Below are 17,357 nucleotides of genomic sequence, written 5' to 3' on the forward strand. Positions count from 1 at the left end.
GGTACGGCCCAATTTTTCACGTAGCTACACCTTCACTTTCACCCAGTCGAGACCTCGATCGTTATGATACTGCGCGGTCATTTTTTCCGATGAGTGCCCTAACAGCTGTTGGGTGTTGATTCCCTGTGCCTCGTACAGACGTTCGGACAGCGAGCGCTGCTCATGAGTAGAGTATCGGCGCGACTTTTTTGAAGCGAATAAACACTACCATGAGCAGAGCTTTCAGCTCACACATGCACCCGGTTCCGTCGAAATGGCAGAGTAGAACATGAAAGAGTGATTTAAGGCGGGTATGTTAACCCGCCTTTTTTATCCCTGCATGAACACCACCTCCTATGGAGGTGGTCAGCAATAAGTTGGCTCTGCCAGTAATGCTACTCATGGGAAAATCCGAATCTGTTATCCCCATAACTGATAAGGATTTAACCATGAGTAGATTCCAGAAAGCATCTCATGTGCTCTGGTGTTGTCAATATCATATCGTATGGACACCCAAGTACCGATTTCGCATCCTTAGGAACAATGCTGGTAAAGAGGTCTATAAGCAGATAAGGATCTCAAGTGAGCAGCTCGGGATAGAAGTAGTGGAGCTGAATGTCCAGATAGACCATGTCCATTTGCTGGTAAAAGTGCCTCCACGGCTTTCGATTTCCCATGTAATAGGCCACTTAAAGGGTAAAACAGCCCTTCGATTGTTCAGTAAATTTCCCTACTTGCGTAAGAACAAGCTGTGGGGGAATCATTTTTGGGCAAGAGGTTATTGTGTCGACACCGTAGGTATAAACGAAGAAATGATAAGAAAGTACGTGAAGTATCAGGAAAAACATGAAGTTGAAGAGAGCCAGCTTCCACTGAAAGAAGTGTGAAGGGAAGGCTCTCTGAGTCTGGACTTAGTGCGCCCCTATGGGGCGAAATCAATGCCACCTGCTATGCAGGTGGTTTTTTACGCTGCGCCAATATAAATTGTAATGCTCGATGGTATTGAGCCATTATTGGTAGTGCTTGATTCTGGCCCAAATAGACTGGATTCGGACTTCAGTTCTCAAATACATTTTCCCACAGATGATAACACAGATACTAGAGATAGCAATCAAGATAATATATGAAAATTTTCTCGTAATGGAACTTAAATTGACAAATTTACCTGGTCGAGAGAAATTGCATTAAGTCGCTTTTAAATGTTGTGAAATACTTTCCCCTTGAAGTGTTAATTTCATTTTTGTGCTGCCGTTCCATTTGCAATCATAATAAATGTATAAGGCACTCCTTTTATCATTGCTAAGGTGGAACCATTGGTAGTGATGATTTTATCTGAACTATATGCTAGAAAGCTTCCTTCGACTTTAGAAATGATAGTCACTAAGTCTCCAACCATACCAAAAAGTTGGGACACCATGGTTGGTGAGGTAATAAAAACAATACGCTTACCATAAGTATATATGATTTCATTGCCAGAATTTTGAAATTGTGAACCAAAGATACCAATGTGATTATTAAAGCTACTTCCGCCGGCAAGCCTAAATATTTTATTGCCTGCAGTCTGTGTTATCCGTGCTACATTAGAACCATCCCCCTTAAAAAATAATATAGGTCCAGCATATTTGACTCCGGAGCCTACTATTAAATGTATGTCTGATATTTCACACTGTGTACCCACTGCTATTAGTCCTGTGTTTATGTTAACAAATGTACCCTTTGATGAACTATACGTATCAGATACACGCAGAGTTCCATCGAAACGTTGATAATTTGCTAAAATGATGGGGTAATCAGACGGATCAGTGCCATCAGCCGCATACATTTGATTCATATGAGCGTTCCTTATAACTTTTTTTGAATTAGTTAAAGATACACCATAATACCAATGAATGCCTGAGTATGGGAATTCTAAACTTTGTCCACCAGAACACCACAATGTATTAATTTCAGTAAACTGTCCAGCATCATATATTGCATGTGTTTTAGTTGCATTTTGCGTGGTGACATGAAGTGAATTTATTTTTAACTTGGTTGCTTCTGCATTTATTTTTACAATGTAATTAGTTGCATCAAGAATACGATAGCTCTCACATTTCACTACATTAAATGTAACGTGTTCGCAAAAACCTAACTCAAGCGACCAAGGGGAGAATTCAACATGTAAGTGATCAATTTGAAGGTTATTAGTGTTGTCATTGTTTTTTGAACCAAAGAAAACAGCTGGTACAGAACCTATTGGGTCGGAGCAATAAAGAATACGTATTTCTCCAATGTATCCATCCCAGAGTTCATTAGCGATAAATCCTTGTTTAAACCCACCTGCGTAAAGTCTGTTTAAATGTATTTGTGCTCCGGCGAAATTGAAATCATAACATGTTCGTTTTGATCGATTATCTGTGAAAGTGTTGTAGTTGGGAACTGAAAAGAAGTCCATAGAAACAGTGGATATATCCTCCATAAACAAACCTGTAACTCTGTTTACAGAAAGATCCATTTTGGAAGTTACTTTGATAACAGGTTCGGTGCTTAGCGCATCAGTAGTAACAAACATAGTGCCTTGTTGTCTGTTTGTCGCAAAAGTTCCTTTGAACTTAGGTACCACTCCCTCATATTTTAAATGTGAAATGTATATAGGCTTTGGGGGGAGGTGAATGTAATATTTACTGTTCGCAAAATATACTAGTTCGTCTAATACGGATTTGTTAAAAGCAGCTGCTTCTGTTGCTTGTCGTGTGAAAATGGCAGAATTATATCTACCTAATGACAAGTTATATGCATTAATTTCATTTACATCAGCTGGATCTTCTGGTGCCTTTGGCTTGATAATGTCAGAGATGTCCACTGAAGTATCTAGGGGCTTTAAGCCTACACCATATTGGATGGCATTTATGCGATCTGTAGTAGCTAGCCGCCACGCACCTGATTTGCCAGTTTTATCATCATTTGGGGCTATGAAAAGATGAGGGTATTTTGAAACCTCATATGATAAATTATTGGCGTTAAATATCCATAAGCCTCCCCCTCCGTCGCCAACGGATAATGCTCCTTTAACTTGAACTTGTGTTCCATTATTAGGTATTATATCACGTAATGCTTCAATGTTATCGGCGTATTCAGAACTCATCTTTACATATGAAAAATTATCTTCAGGGATTTTATTCATTTTGAAAATTACTCCTTATTTTATAATAACTCATGTCTAACACATTAGTAACAATATTGGTGAAATAGCGATAAGATATATTTCTTCTTAAATATATCTTTAGCTATTTATTGGTGAGCGAGGTTTTATTTGTTTTCCATAGTGGAAATTACACGCCAGCCAACCCCTGGGAAATATTTTTTCCATAACCCCGACTGTGAGTCATAATATTCATCTCCTGTTGAACCTCTGGCACCAGTTGTAGGATTAGAAGATACGACTGGTCGTGAGGAAATACCACTAGTAGCAACTATTTGGCATTGTTGGTTGTTTAAAAACTCCACAATAATATATGTCGGCAACCAAAGTTTAGTAGTTTTCTGATCTGGTGCAATTAAGTTTGCTCCATGAACTATGGTAATCTCAGAGGCGGTCAGCCTAATTATCAGTTGTTTGCCATAGGTATTTTCAGCTACAATCTGATTAATAATAGAACCATCAGGCAACACGTTTTTACTAATAATATGAACGTTTCGCGCAGGCGATCTTCCTTTAATGTAAAGAATTCCTTGGTTAACATCGTAGGTATAATTTGAGTCAGATGAGGAATACGCCAGACCTTCTGCGGCATCATACGCAGTAAGACTATTCATCTCTGCTATAATAATTTTACTTCTGTATGCTCTTGAAATTATAGCACTCAATGATTGGATAATATTTATGCCGTATTTTATGCTCTGACCTGTATATGCATCTAATGACTCAAAACTGATCGCTTTTTCGACCATGCCGTCAAGCCAAAATGTGTTCGTATCGATCGTTCCATAAGCATTAGGGAGCGCAGGATCAAGCTTGCCTAAATATATTGGAGGGTTAATGTTAGACTTGGCAGATGTATCCTGTGAAACAGCAGAGAATATATTGTTAGTTATAGTCCATCCTTGAGTTGAATAGATTTCAATAACACCAAGGATTTCGTCATTTTCCTTGAATTTAGCTTGTATGTCATTTTGGGTGAAAAAAAGTCGTGATATTTTTTCTGCATATAACGCTCTATATGCATTAATATGGTTGCCCGTAATTTGGAATAACGGGGGCATGTATGCAGCTCTAAGAGATGAATCGGCTATGACTGTAATAGCATTTTTAGAACAGACCATTATGTTATTTTTAATTCTCACTCCTTCACAACCATAGTAACCTTTATTTATAACTTCAATTGCATTAGCGGCATTATATATTTTGTTGCCTGTTATTTCAGCTTCCATTGCATTTGCAATAAGCCTTGAGTTACTATTTTCCGACGAGGATTCAAGATGGTAGGGTACAACTGCAGCACTGATATGGTTTTGAAGGAATTCTGCAGCATTTAATCCTTCGCCGTAAACAAAAAAACCAAGATTGAAATTATTTAAACGACGGAAAGTATGACCCACTACCTTAATATTTTGCTGCAGAGTCTTACCTGACATTCTCACTACAGCATGAGTATAGTCCGTTTCAAGTATAGCGACTGTTGTTTTTCCATTTTCTATTATGAATTGATTATTACCACTTGTAATTGAATACACGTCCATAGCTTTTTTGATATTTACATTCGCACCATTCGACATTCTGATATGGATATCTGCAGTGAGTGTTTTTTCTATAGTTGTATCAAGTATGTAAGAACGACCAGGAACGAAAATAGTCCCACCTCCTTGTTCCATCACAAAATCGATGGCAGCCATCATGGCTGTACCATATTTATCGGCCGTCCCGAAGTCCAGCACACTTACCTCATCGTAAAATCGCTCTCGGATTGTTCGAATACGATGGGCTACCAACGAAGATCCCTTACCTTCTTCGCTGGAACTTAAATCCTCACGTAAATTGTCATCTGTAGATAAAACCCTCATACCGTACCCCTTTCTTGTTAGTAGTAGCTTAGTTATACTGTATATAAACACAGTGTCAAGGTTGTTTTTTGAGCTTTTACAGGGCAGGGGCCTCTATTATCGTAGATTATGCTTGTCGGCAAAGTTCGGATTATTAATCCAGCCAACGAATTGGCAATTTCTTCTGTTGATCTATGTTAATCAATTGCTTGCAAATGTAATGGGAATGTATAGGCGAAGCCTATGTTGATAGGTCATTGGGCTAAATTTACTGCATTATCAATACACTATTTCTGTAAGTGGCTATAAAAAACTTTAACATCAAAGAGATACGGGGATTTTTTTACTTCAGCTATCTCGTTCAGTGAAATTTTCTGAGCCGCGCACAGGGTTATGTAGAGCAGCATATTGGATCTTAACGAATCCCGCTAAGCGACGGACTTTGTCAAAGATGCTGGCGACAGCATGAATGATGCGGGCATTGAATAAGGGGACCTATTGGTCATGAAAAGCTCAAGGGCAGTAGCTAGTAGAGATTTATTTATCGTTGCCGTGGACGGTTAAGAGACTAGAGGGGGCAGCTCAATCCGATGAATCCTCACTGATCTGATAAAAAGATACACGTGATGCTTCCGCGAAGCGATTTTGTCTCGCGGCAATAGTTCTGATTTAGCAGAACTTTATCGCCAGTGGCGCGGACACGATCCGCAGATTGAGCCGATGCTGGAAAACCGCGGACTGAGTGAGTAGCGCGGTTGACACGTAACAGGACCGGGCGCAGCGCCCGGTTTTTTATCCAATTTTTCCTTCTCCAAAATCCCTGCAAAACGTCTCTGCCCAATTTAGCGCCCTCGGAAGGGTTTGTCCTGCTATGGTAATCCCGTGCATCGACGCGCTGGCCACTTTTGCTTAAAAACATGAAGCCCGGCATAAAGTGTTTTTTAGCGAAAAATAATATTAATATATTAAATATAGCTTCCTGGCAATATTAGGAGTTTACTTACATTGTTGCATGGATTTCTTAAATTTAATAAGCGAACTTGCTCTGTGAATGTTCTTCACTCTATCATCTGTCTTATCTCTTGCATATCTTTTATTGAACGGATTAAGTATGGCTAATATATTGCTTCTGGTATTCGCGGTTTTTTTATTGCTGGTTTCACTGATTTCTGGATTTTCGTATTTTAAAGACAGAAAAAAGCAAAAGTTGAGTTTTAAAAGCAAGCGTATGAAATTCTAATTAAAATAGAGAGATGTTCTTCGCATAACGATGGAAGAGAATCTGATAAGCTCCTGGTTGTTTTCTAACTGGAATTTCTTCATTATGCGCAATTTATGGGAGTATACGGTTCTGTGATCGATGCCAAGGTTTTTTGCTGTTTCATTATTGTTAAGGCCAAGGTTTATGGCATTAATGATTTTTAGTTGCGAACGACTCAATGACTGATGCGGGCATTTTAAACAGCGATTCTTCTCTATCGTTATACGTTTCTTATCGCCCGCGACAAATTCATCAAAGAGAATGGACAGGTTTTTTTTGATCGTTTCAAGGCTGCTTTTATGAAATAAAATGACAGCATTTTGAACGCATAAAGGCAGCAGGGAAGAATTAAACGTAATTTCTTTTTTGGTGAAAATTACCACCGCTGGACACTCTGATTTATATCTTTTCATTTCCTGGCATAATAAATACTCGCCAACTTCCATCTCAGTAAAAATTATGTCTGGTTTTTTGAAGTGATCTTTTATGTTATTGCTTTGAAAACAAAGGTCGCTTATACCTTTGGTGCTCGCAATTTCTTGGGTAAGTTCCTCTATGGCCTTTTCTAAATAAATATTTTTGGTGATGATGGCGATTTTTAGCATGATTTTCTTATTTTTAAAAAAGGCGGTGGAAAAAATTTCGACCGTCGTATGATGTTTTATTTAAGTAACGCCTGATGAGATTAGGATATTTCCTATTGAATATAATGGCAATAGGTTTAAAGAAAGGGTGGCTTTACTTTTAATTAAAGATCGCTGCTAAATCAGTGGCTTGCGTAGGTGATTTGCTTATTTTTCAGCGTTTTTAATCGCACTAAATGCCAAGATTTGTTATGCCAGTCTTAATTTGTATTCATGGGTTTTATTAATTAACGGCAATTATTCATAAAATCATTATAAATATAGCATCCAAAGCTAATCTTTAGCGGCGTCCATTGAATCATAGGGCGAGAAGCTATTCGTTATTTAACGGCATGCATGCCGTTGATTTGATACTTCCACCGCGTAGCTATCCGGGACGCGTTGAGCAGGGCGGTTTAATCCGCGAACAGGGGCAGCGCTTCCGCGAGGCCATTTTGTCTCGCGGCACGGGTTTTGATTTAACTGCGCTTTATCGCCAGTGGCGCGAGCGCGCGCTTAAGATTGAGCTGAGGCTGGAAAACCGCGGACTGGGTTAGTCCGGCGATTGTCACGTAACGAGGACCGAGCGTCGGGTCCGTTTTTCCTTCCCAAACTGAAGCCTTACATTCATCAAGATGGGGAAGTGATACTGTAGAGGTGCCAGGGCATGGTTAAAATGCATTCGCATTCGATTTGACCTTAGCGATAAACTCTTCTGTAAGCGACAAGCCTTCGATGATTTCCTTATCGACTACGGTAATTCCGTATTGGACAATTAACTCCAGCAGTCCGTCATAGGTCTGTATGAGCTCCAGAAGGCTGTAGATTGTTTTGCGATCGGAAACTGAGGGCATCTCAGAGTTTGCTGAAGATTGATTAACAATCCACTCAAGATTGGCTTTGATTTTTTCTATATCAAGGTAACTATACATATTTCATGGGCTTAAATCCTCATTTCAAGATTTTTTTGAGAAAACGCGTTTCTGACTTCACAGGAATAAGCTATTGAATAACATCCAAAAACTCTGTTACTGAGAGATGTCGATGATCAAGCCGGATGGGGGCTAGCTGCAGAAGCGGTTATGTCCAAAAGCGCTGCTACTGGCGTATCCCCTAAAGAAGGGCGCGATGTGCGTAGACTTCATTATGGAACGGATCGCCGATATATCAAGAAATCAGCGGATAAAATGTGAATAAGTAAATTTTACTGCGGATAAGGCTGCTCACCTGCAAACCGTATGCAAGAGCTGCAGGTGAGCAATGTGCTATGGAGGCAGTACCATAGCGGCAAAATTTTAGCCTCGCGCTGCGGGCAAAACCAACAAACCGTTTACCGCCGGGAACATTTTAGGACTTACCTTACTCATCACCGTGCGCAAGGCAAATGAAAATAGGGTATCAGCAGGGCTCAATATGATGTCTGCCTGCGGCCTCGCCCCTTCGAGGCCAGCGTAAGCGCTGTTCAAGGCAGGAGTGCCTTGTCCTGCAACTCGAATTATTTAGGGTAGTAATAATCTTTTTAACAGCTAATGCGGATTAGCGTATTTTGCGTCATGTTTTTACGGGCATAACGCGCGCGCGACTGGAATAACCGAGAGGCAGGCGGATATTGGCTGAGGGAGGAGAAAAATTATCTGGTTAATAAAGGACGCAGAGCCCGGCGTCCCATTGCGGATAAAAAACAGAACGGCTGGAATTACCTAACAGCGCTTCGCTTGCACGAGTCCGAAGAAATTGCGCGGCAGGTTGTGACTCTGGTATTGGCAGGCCGGGTAAGGCGTCAACCGCCACCCGGTGAAGAACCGGGGAAGATGTTTAAACAGATTTGTCATCACTCCCAAACCGGGCACAGAGCCCGGTTTGTTGAGCCGTACGCTTTCACACCTTAAGCAGCTTTACCGTGGCCTCAATGTCTATCTCATCTTCCGAGAAGATGAGGGTGGTTCCCTGGAAGGTGGTAATAGCCAGCTTTTTCACCGAGCGCATTTCGCCAGGCTTAGCGGTGGATTTTGGCCTGATATTTCCCATCAACAGGCCTACGGAAAGGACCGCATTCTCTTTGTCGATGCGGGCATCGGCGGGCTCTTCCTCGCTGTACACCAGGAAAGATTTGATCGATGTAAGCTTAATCCGCTCGCCTGCAATATAGATATATTTGCTTTCCGGCAGGACTTTTACCGCATAGGCTGACAAACCCTTGTTATTGGTGGTGGGTTCGAAAGTGACTGCTGCATCTTTTTTAATGAGTTCAGGGTTGGCAACCTTAATCACATGAAAATAGCGATTATCGCCGTTTTCATCTTTGATAAATCCAAAACCTTTATCTTTAAACCACGTTGTGATCGTTCCGTTCATCGCCGTTACCGCCTGGTTAATCGTTTATCTACTCAATTTTTGCCGCGCGCAGTGTAAAGCACAACGCCTGCGCAGACCAGGTCTGAATCGCCGGTCTGCGCAGGCCCGCATTGCTTACCACATCAAATCATCGGGAACTTTAAAATCAGCATACGGATCGTCTTCGTCCTGCTCTTCCGCACTTAGCGCGCTGTTTAAGACAATGCTGCTGGCGTCGCGCTGGGCGATTTTATCGGCGACGCTCGCCGGGATAATCGCGTATTTGCTCTCGCCGTCGTTATCGCCGGCCAGACGCGCAATGGCGAGACGGCCGCTAATCAGCTGTGCCTGGGTGAGTTTATCCACGGCGATTTTTTTAATGAAGTTGTTATCCGTGAAGTTAAAATCAATATTGCCTTTTGAAATATCGATTTTATTCATTTCAATAAGCTGCTTAACCTGCGCTTTATACTCTTTCGAGAGCGCCGCCTGCTTTTGCTGCTCGCTAAGCTGCTTATCTCGCTCAAGCTGCGCTTTTTTATTCTCTTCCACTGCTTCTCTGGCTTCACGAGCCTGAACGCGGGACTTTTTCGCCGTTCTCTGAACTTTGGCCATTTTTTTGCTGGTCACTAACCCGGCTTTAAGCATTTGTTCTTGTAAGGTGAGTTTTGTCATCTTCGTGTCTGAATCCGCTGAATAATGAGTGAGATTATACCTGCAAATGTCCGGGATGTACCAGGCGGTATGATTCGCACAAAGCAATTGCATAAAAAATCACTATTATCGCCATTTATTTGCTATAAATGCATCTTTATTGATTTTTTATGAGGTGTAAAGATGATTGTCAGAACCTGGCATGGTTGTGTTCCCGTTGAGTTTGGCGATGCGTTTGCGGTTCATTTGCAGGCGACAGGCGTACAGCATTCCCAGGGCATCAGCGGCAACGCGGGGGCGTTTGTCAGACGGGAAACGCAGGGGGAGTGGGAACACTTCTTCCTGGCAACGTACTGGCACAATCTGGATGCGGTCATCGCCTTTGCCGGTGAAGCGTATCATGTCGCAGTGACCTATGCGGATGATGAGCAATTCCACCTGTTGTCCGACCCTTACGTTTTTCAGTTTAACGTAGCTGAAGTCGTGGCGATTTGAGTCAGCGTTAGCATAAGCGCGCCGCAGGCAAAAAAATTAAGGCCCAAAGGGCCTTATAATGGGTTATTTCCGTCCCGCCAGTAAACCAATCACCAGCCCGATAGCGCCGGCCGCCAGCAGTCCGGTCAGCGGATTTTCCCTTACGCGCTCGGAGACCTCTGAGACGGCATCCGACGCCTGAGCGGCATACTTACGGGCCGCGCCTTTTAGCTGATGTTTAGGCGAATCAACCGCATCACCAAATTGCTGCTGGGCTTCCCCGGCGAATTCATTGACTTTGTTGCTCACTTTGTCCGCCAGATTCTGCGCGTCGTTTTCATACTCTTGTGATGACATGGGAGTCTCCTTTCGTTTGACTTATTTAAGTCTAGTGGCTAACAAGCGAAGTACAAATGCTCAGCCGTCGGTGAGCCTCACTCCAGGAATTTTCCACAACGTCCGGGATATAAACCAGGTCGCTGTTTCTGCCACAAAAGCGCTACACTCTGGCGAAAAGAAACGTCGCCAGAATGGGGGGATTGCCGTCATTTCAATTGATTAAGGTAATTCCTGGATATAAGATCCGTCGGGCGCGGGGGCAGGAAAGGCAGCAATTCATAAATAAGAACTATTGATGTTCACAATTCCTCTTTTTTCCTTCATCATTTGTCAGCTTTTACTCCTAATAATCAGCGCTTAGCTCAGCATAAGAAAGAAATTTTTTTACTCAAGGCCGGTATGAACTATAAGAAAGTACTGAAGAACACGTTGCTGCTTGCTCCCGTGGCGATCCTGAGTCTGCAACCCCCTGTCTGGGGCGCAGAGGCCACGAAAACGGCGACCTGCCAGAAGGCGTCGCCTGCGGTGGACAAAGAAGGCGTGCCGTTACCGCCCGTTGTTGGTAAAGAGGGCGCTCAGCCGGCCTCCGCTAAAGACAAGTCCGGCCACGGCGGTGCAACGGCCAACTGTCAGCCTGCGGCCATCGAAAATTAATCATTGACCTCAACCCGGGAGGGACATGGTGCACCCGTTAATTAAGGTGATGCTGGTTGGAGGGAAAGGCGACGGCCTGATGGTTAGCGTTGCCGATAACGCGACGGAGATTTCCGTGACGCCTGCGCAGTACGGCGCGAAATCCGGCCAGCCGCTGAGCTACAGAATCGTATCGCAGACCATTGACGATGAACGCTATTTTTTCGGCGTTTTCAACGAGAGCCATGAGGATACGGACAAACTCAAAAGAGTCGCGCTGACCCGCGGCATGAAAAAACTCTTCAGCTAAGCCGGAGCCGGGCGGCAAGCCGTCGTCCGGTCCGCGCCTGTTTTGTTTTCCTTTCGCCTCCGATACAGTAGCGCCAAACGCTTTTATCAGTTTCGGGAATCTATGATTAACCATATCCGGATAAAAAATTTCAGATCGGTCAGGGATATTGAGCTGGAACTCGGTGCGCTGAATATCGTCTTTGGCCCCAACGGCTGCGGTAAATCCAATATCTATAAAGCCATCCACCTGTTAACCGCCTGCGCCGACGGGAAGTTTTCCGGCTATATCAGCGATGAGGGCGGGCTGGAAAACATTATGTGGTCCGGGCCAGGCGCGCCGACCGACCGCTTTCCGCGGCGGCTGCAGATTGGCTGTCTGACCGACGAGTTTGACTACCAGCTGCAGGTGGGTTTTCCGGAAAAGCTGCCTTACCCTACCCAGTTTCAGCTGGATCCGATCGTTAAAGAGGAGTCGATCTGGCTGGCGGGATTTTCCCGACGTCCTTCATCGCGCGTGCTGGAGCGTAAAAACCAGGCGGCGTTCCTGGTGGATGTGAATGGCGAAAAGAGTACTTTTACCGACGCCATTTACGAGAATGAATCGATTTTTGGCCAACTGGGCGAGCCGCACCGTTTTCCTGAGGTCTCGCGGGTCAGGGAAACCATGCGCCACTGGCGCTTTTATCACGAATTCAATATTGGCAGACTCTCACCGCTGCGACACCCGACGGTAGGCTACCGCTCGCCGGTGCTCGACAGCGATGGGCACAACCTCGCCGCCGCCTTTCAGACCATCGTGGAAATCGGCGCCGAAGAGCTGCTGCATGAGATCCTCGGCGAAGCGTTTCCGGCGTGTACCTTTTATTGTGAAAACGAAAACTCGCGTTTCTCGATGAAGATGCGCCGTAACGGCGTCTGGCGGCCTTTACTGGCGGCGGAAATGTCCGACGGCACGCTGCGCTTCCTGTGCCTGGCGGTGGCGCTATTAAGCCCGCGCCCTCCGGCATTTCTGGCCATTAACGAGCCGGAAAACAGCCTGCATCGCCAGATGTTCCCGGCGCTGGCCCGGCTGATTGTCGAAGCGTCCCGCTATAGCCAAATCTGGTTAACCAGCCACTCCGCCGAGCTGGCTGAGCTGATTTCATCGATGGCGGAAGCGCGCCTTTACGGGCTGGAAAATAGCGACGGGGAAACGCGGATCGCCGGCTAGCGGCAACTGCCTTACGCGGCATCTTAACGGTGTATTGCCGACGCGCCGCCGGAGGGTTTCCGGCGGCCTGGCGTTATGCTGCCGCCGGGAGCAGGGTTTTGCTGCCTTTCAGGGTAAACAGCGAAATGACGGTAAAGCTCAGGGTAATACAGCCCAGGATCAGATAAGCCTGATGGAAGCCGACGGTATCATACATCCGTCCTACCCAAGCCGAGAGCACAACGCCCGACAGCTGTTTCGATAAATTAAAGCCGATCAGGAACAGCGTCGCCGAAAGTTTTGGGTTAAATGCCGACGAGATATATTTAAAGGTGCCAACCAGCAGGAAGGGGATCTCAAACATATGCAGCATTTTTAATATAATCACTTCCACCGCCGAGGTCGCGAAAGAGGAGCCTAAAATTCGGACTGACATAATTACCCCGGCAATTAACAGGGCATTCTTGGCGCCAATTCGGTTAATAATTGCCGGCGCGCAGAACATGATCAGCGCATTGAGTAATTCCCCACCGGTGGTCACGAAGCCAAACACTTCGGTGCCGCGCTGCGGGCTGGTGAAGAAGCCTTTAAAAAAGTTGGCGAACTGCTGGTCGAAAACGTCATAGACGCTGGCGACGCCAACGACATAAATAATAAAGCCCCAGAAGCGCGGCATCCGCAAGAGCTCGGCGGCGGTGCGCATGGAGAAAGCCTGACGGTTGACGCCCAGGGCGTCGATAACCTCGGCGCTATTGCTGCTTTCCGGCTTCGAGACCCACAGCAGCACGCCGAGGATCAGCGCGAAGCCGGAGGCGATCCAGAAGGTGATATTGGGGTCGATACTAAACAGAATGCCGGTGATCGAGGCGCACAGCGCCCAGCCGACGCAGCCGGAGACGCGCACTTTACCGTATTCAAAACGGTTGGCGCGGCTGACGCGTTCAATATAGGCTTCTACCGCCCCGGAGCCGCTGGAGAAGACGATCCCCAGATAGATCCCGCCCACCAGCGCGCCCGCGATGATATTCATCTGCAGCAGCGGAGAGAAAACAAAAATAAAGAAGGGGGCAAACAGGATTAATAAAATCGTAATCGTCCACAGCAGATGTTTGCGCAGGCCGAGCTTATCGGAAATCAGGCCAAACACCGGCTGGAAAATTATCGCGAATAGCGAAATGGAGGAGAAGACAATCCCCGTTTCGGTTTTGGTTAAATGGTTTACTTCCGCCAGCCACACCGGGAAGAAGGGGAAGTAGGCTGACATAATGAAATAGTAGAAGAAAAAGAACAGCATGAAATATATAAAATTATGCCGTTCTCGTGGCGCGAGTTCAGAGAGTTTCATTGTGAATATTCCATATTATTATGCCTGTAAGGTTGGGGGCTGGCGCCCCCGATTATTATTGGAAATGAATCGTTAACTGATATTGCCATTGTGTCTCAAGCAGCAGCCATTGCTGTAGTACGCTGGGTGTCCAGGAGTCATCGCCGCCGATACCCATGTGTTGAGCATCAAGCGCGATCCAGACGCCGTTTTCCGGCTTCATCCTGTGCCAGTGATCGGTCTCCATTAACTGCGCGGTGCTGTAGGGCTGTACGGAGAAGTGGAAATCGCCCGCGACGTGCCAGCGCCCCCAGTCCAGCGCTTTGTTATCGCAGCGCAGGCCGTTTTCCGTCGGGAAAATGTACGGTGTGGTCATCTCTTCCAGCGGCAGCTGCCAGCGGGAGAAACAGGCGCTGGTGCGGCGGTCCGGATAGTTTTCATGCGGGCCGTAGCCGAGCCAGGAAACCGGTTGATGCTGGTCCGGAACCTGGAAATTCAGCCCGATGCGCGGCAGCGGCGGCAGGGTGCCGGCGCGTTCGCCATTGACCGCCAGATGCAGCTTGCCTTCGCCATCAAACGTCATCCGCCAGTGGCTGACAATCACCACTTCGTCGCCGCGCAGATAGTGCCAGCGGCTATCGATAACCACTTCATGGGCCAGGCGCTGGGCGTCGCACTGTACGCAGCGGGCGCTGAGGCCGTAGAGCCCGGCGCTCTTCCAGCGTTCAACCCAGGCGTTGGGGTCGATGCGCTCCACTTCGCTGACGCCGATATCGTTATCCAGCGGGGCGCGCACAAACTGGTCGCGCAGCGGCGTCAGCAGCTGTTCCACACCCTCTACCTGCCAGTGGGTCAGCAGGCCGCTCTCCCGGTCGATAGTCCATTGCTGCGAGCCGCTGCGTACGGTCCAGGCCGCGTCGCTGCTCTCCAGCGCTGGCGCCGTGCCGACGGGGGAAGGCCGGCGCAGCGCCAGCGGGGCGGCGAGCGGGAACTGCTGCCAGGCGACGCGATGCCCGGCGTCGGACCAGGCGGTGGCCTGCGGCTGGACAACCTCCAGCGTCAGCCACACCGCTTCGGCGCCCACGGGCAGCGTCAGCGCATCGCACAGCGTCAGCTCGCCCTGGCCTTCAGGGCTCAGCTCAAGCTTCACTTGACCCTCGGCAAAGGTTTCTCCGGCGGCCTGGACCTGCCAGCGCAGCGCTTCGTTATCGGTGGCGCGGAACAGATATTCACTGCTGATGCTGATACGCAGCGGGGATTGCGCAAGCAGGGTAAACTGGAAGTACTGCTGCGCGTGTTTCGCTTCAATTAATGAAGGGTGCGGGCGGCGGTCGGGGAAGACCAGGCCGTTCATACAGAACTGGCGATCGTTCCGCGTATCGCCAAAATCACCGCCGTAGGCCCAGCCGACGCTGCCGTCGTCGAAGGTTTTGCTGATGGCCTGATCGGCCCAGTCCCAGATAAACCCGCCCTGCAGGCGCGGATAGTCGCGGAAGGCCTGCCAGTAATCAGCAAAGTTGCCGAGGCTGTTGCCCATCGCGTGGGCGTATTCGCAGAGGATCAGCGGGCGCTGCTCGCCCGGCAGACTGATCCACTTTTTGATCCCCCATTTCGGCACCGTCGGAATCCGCTGATCGCGCTCAACGCGGGCGTACATCGGGCAGATAATATCGGTGGTGGTGCTGTCGGCGCCTCCACCCTCGTACTGCACCGGGCGGGAGGGATCGTTGCGCTTCAGCCAGTGATACATCGCTTCATGGTTGCCGCCGCCGCCGGATTCGTTCCCCAGCGACCAGATAATAATCGACGGGTGGTTGCGATTGCTTTGCAACATCCGGCTGACGCGGGCGCTGAAGGCCGGCAGCCAGGCTGGATCGTCGGAAAGACGATTCATCGGCACCATGCCGTGGGTTTCAATATTGGCTTCGTCAACGACGTACAGGCCATAGCGATTGCACAGCTCGTACCAGCGCGGGGTGTTTGGATAATGCGAGCAGCGCACGGCGTTAAAGTTGTTCTGCTTCATCAGCAGGATGTCCTGCACCATATCCTCTTCGGTCACCACCTGGCCGCGCTGGTGATGGTGCTCGTGACGGTTGACGCCGCGGATCAGCAGCGGTTTGCCGTTTAACAGCAGCAGGCCGTTTTTGATTTCAACCCGGCGAAAGCCGATATCCCAGGCTTCAGCCTCGATCGTTTCATCGCCGCGGCACAGGGACACCACCGCCCGATAGCAGTTTGGCGTTTCCGCGCTCCACAGCGCCGGTCGCTCTACCGGCAGACGAATCGCCGCGCGTTCGGCATAGCTTCCGCGCTCATCGATAATCGGCGAACCCGGCGACTGCTGGTGGCTGGCGACCAGACGATCGTCATCCCACAGTTCGATCTTCACCGTCAGCGCCTCCAGCAGCGCGACCGGCGCGGCGACGCTTAAGTTCACCAGCAGCTCGGCATCCCGGTAGAGCGCATCGAGCTGCGGCGTGAGCTGAACGTCGCAGAGGTGCAGGGTCGGTTTGTTCAGCAGCCAGACCGAACGGAAGATGCCGCTCATGCGCCACATATCCTGGTCTTCAAGCCAGGTACCCGCGCTCCAGCGCATCACCATCACGCAGATGCGGTTATCGCCCGGCTGAAGGTAGGGCGAGAGATCGAAGGCCGCGGGCAGGCGACTGTCCTGCGAATAACCGACCCATTCGCCGTTGCACCACAGATGAAAAGCCGAATTAACGCCGTCGAAGATAATCTGCGTCTGGCCGTCGGCTCGCCAGCTCTCATCGACGCTGAACGTCAGCGAGTAGCAGCCGGTCGGATTCTCCTCAGGTACGCGCGGCGGCGTAGTGTCGATCGGGTAGCGGACGTTGGTATAGATCGGAGCGTCGTAGCCTTCCATTTGCCAGTTTGACGGCACCGGCGTACTGCGGCTGTCCGGCAGATCGTCTTCCAGCCAGCGGGCATCCACGTCAAACGGGCTGCGGGCCCAGGAGAACTGCCACTGGCCGTCAAGCCGGCGGCGGAACGCTGAGGGCTGGTTTTTTCGCGCCGCGTCGGTATCGCGCCAGCTGGCGAAAGTCGGGTGGGCCGGTAAACGGTTGAGATGGGTAATGGTCTGGTTCTGCCAGTCTTCGCGGGTGAGAATCTGATGGAACGTTTCTCCTGCGGCGGAATGAGAGTCGTGTTGTTGCATACGTATTCCTGACGGATAAGTGATAAAAATGTCATTCGCTAGACAATATAATT

At 48.0% G+C, this 17,357-nt stretch carries 15 protein-coding genes and 1 pseudogene; 6 read left to right on the plus strand and 10 right to left on the minus strand.

Annotation, left to right across the window (positions count from 1 at the left end; genetic code table 11):
- Positions 1-24 precede the first annotated feature (24 nt).
- A pseudogene (locus ABLU67_RS25590) lies at positions 25-171 on the minus strand (integrase); the annotation flags it as partial.
- A gap of 257 nt (positions 172-428) precedes the next feature.
- Here ABLU67_RS25590 and tnpA point away from each other — a divergent pair.
- Entirely contained in the window at positions 429-866 is a 438-nt protein-coding gene (gene tnpA / locus ABLU67_RS25595; protein ID WP_064374696.1) for an IS200/IS605 family transposase, read from the plus strand.
- 347 nt (positions 867-1,213) lie between these two features.
- Here the strand turns inward: tnpA and ABLU67_RS25600 are convergent, their stop codons facing one another.
- The 3 genes from ABLU67_RS25600 to ABLU67_RS25610 form a co-directional block, all read right to left on the minus strand.
- A complete protein-coding gene (locus tag ABLU67_RS25600; RefSeq protein WP_134897320.1) occupies positions 1,214-3,142 on the minus strand; it encodes a hypothetical protein in 1,929 nt (642 codons plus the stop codon).
- A gap of 125 nt (positions 3,143-3,267) precedes the next feature.
- Complete coding sequence (locus tag ABLU67_RS25605; protein WP_064374623.1) at positions 3,268-5,019, minus strand: hypothetical protein; 1,752 nt, start codon at positions 5,017-5,019, stop codon at positions 3,268-3,270.
- 1,215 nt (positions 5,020-6,234) lie between these two features.
- Entirely contained in the window at positions 6,235-6,864 is a 630-nt protein-coding gene (locus ABLU67_RS25610; protein ID WP_218568563.1) for a LuxR C-terminal-related transcriptional regulator, read from the minus strand.
- Between the two features lie 386 nt (positions 6,865-7,250).
- On the opposite strand from ABLU67_RS25610, the gene ABLU67_RS25615 reads away from it, so the two are divergent.
- Positions 7,251-7,439 (plus strand): hypothetical protein, encoded by a 189-nt coding sequence (locus ABLU67_RS25615; protein ID WP_142385462.1) that lies wholly within the window; start codon positions 7,251-7,253, stop codon positions 7,437-7,439.
- 114 nt (positions 7,440-7,553) lie between these two features.
- Here ABLU67_RS25615 and ABLU67_RS25620 read toward each other — a convergent pair whose 3' ends face one another.
- From ABLU67_RS25620 to ABLU67_RS25630, 3 genes are all read right to left on the minus strand, one after another.
- Positions 7,554-7,814 (minus strand): hypothetical protein, encoded by a 261-nt coding sequence (locus ABLU67_RS25620; protein WP_025105773.1) that lies wholly within the window; start codon positions 7,812-7,814, stop codon positions 7,554-7,556.
- Between the two features lie 946 nt (positions 7,815-8,760).
- On the minus strand, positions 8,761-9,237 hold the full coding sequence (locus ABLU67_RS25625) for a cold shock domain-containing protein (RefSeq protein ID WP_004851238.1): 477 nt from the start codon (positions 9,235-9,237) through the stop codon (positions 8,761-8,763).
- 114 nt (positions 9,238-9,351) lie between these two features.
- Entirely contained in the window at positions 9,352-9,891 is a 540-nt protein-coding gene (locus ABLU67_RS25630; RefSeq protein ID WP_025105772.1) for a DUF2058 domain-containing protein, read from the minus strand.
- Between the two features lie 162 nt (positions 9,892-10,053).
- Between ABLU67_RS25630 and ABLU67_RS25635 the strand changes: the two genes are divergently transcribed.
- Positions 10,054-10,365 (plus strand): hypothetical protein, encoded by a 312-nt coding sequence (locus ABLU67_RS25635; protein WP_025105771.1) that lies wholly within the window; start codon positions 10,054-10,056, stop codon positions 10,363-10,365.
- A 63-nt stretch (positions 10,366-10,428) separates the two neighbouring features.
- Here ABLU67_RS25635 and ABLU67_RS25640 read toward each other — a convergent pair whose 3' ends face one another.
- Positions 10,429-10,701 (minus strand): CsbD family protein, encoded by a 273-nt coding sequence (locus ABLU67_RS25640; RefSeq protein WP_004851233.1) that lies wholly within the window; start codon positions 10,699-10,701, stop codon positions 10,429-10,431.
- A 381-nt stretch (positions 10,702-11,082) separates the two neighbouring features.
- On the opposite strand from ABLU67_RS25640, the gene ABLU67_RS25645 reads away from it, so the two are divergent.
- The 3 genes from ABLU67_RS25645 (at position 11,083) to ABLU67_RS25655 (ending at position 12,817) form a co-directional block, all read left to right on the plus strand.
- Complete coding sequence (locus ABLU67_RS25645) at positions 11,083-11,337, plus strand: hypothetical protein (protein WP_064374625.1); 255 nt, start codon at positions 11,083-11,085, stop codon at positions 11,335-11,337.
- A 28-nt stretch (positions 11,338-11,365) separates the two neighbouring features.
- Positions 11,366-11,626 carry a hypothetical protein gene (locus ABLU67_RS25650; RefSeq protein ID WP_014229513.1) on the plus strand — a complete coding sequence of 87 codons (261 nt, stop codon included), beginning with the start codon at positions 11,366-11,368 and terminating at the stop codon, positions 11,624-11,626.
- Between the two features lie 102 nt (positions 11,627-11,728).
- Entirely contained in the window at positions 11,729-12,817 is a 1,089-nt protein-coding gene (locus ABLU67_RS25655; RefSeq protein WP_014838607.1) for an AAA family ATPase, read from the plus strand.
- A gap of 73 nt (positions 12,818-12,890) precedes the next feature.
- On the opposite strand, the gene ABLU67_RS25660 is transcribed toward ABLU67_RS25655, so the two are convergent.
- Together ABLU67_RS25660 and ABLU67_RS25665 are read right to left on the minus strand one after the other, a co-directional pair.
- Positions 12,891-14,141 carry an MFS transporter gene (locus tag ABLU67_RS25660; protein ID WP_048263383.1) on the minus strand — a complete coding sequence of 417 codons (1,251 nt, stop codon included), beginning with the start codon at positions 14,139-14,141 and terminating at the stop codon, positions 12,891-12,893.
- Positions 14,142-14,196: 55 nt separating this feature from the next.
- Positions 14,197-17,304, minus strand: a complete 3,108-nt coding sequence (locus ABLU67_RS25665) for a beta-galactosidase (RefSeq protein WP_348852586.1) — start codon at positions 17,302-17,304, stop codon at positions 14,197-14,199.
- Positions 17,305-17,357 lie beyond the last annotated feature (53 nt).

Origin of the sequence: Klebsiella sp. GN_Kp190, from assembly GCF_040061795.1 — a bacterium.
GTDB classification, from domain to species: domain Bacteria; phylum Pseudomonadota; class Gammaproteobacteria; order Enterobacterales; family Enterobacteriaceae; genus Klebsiella; species Klebsiella michiganensis.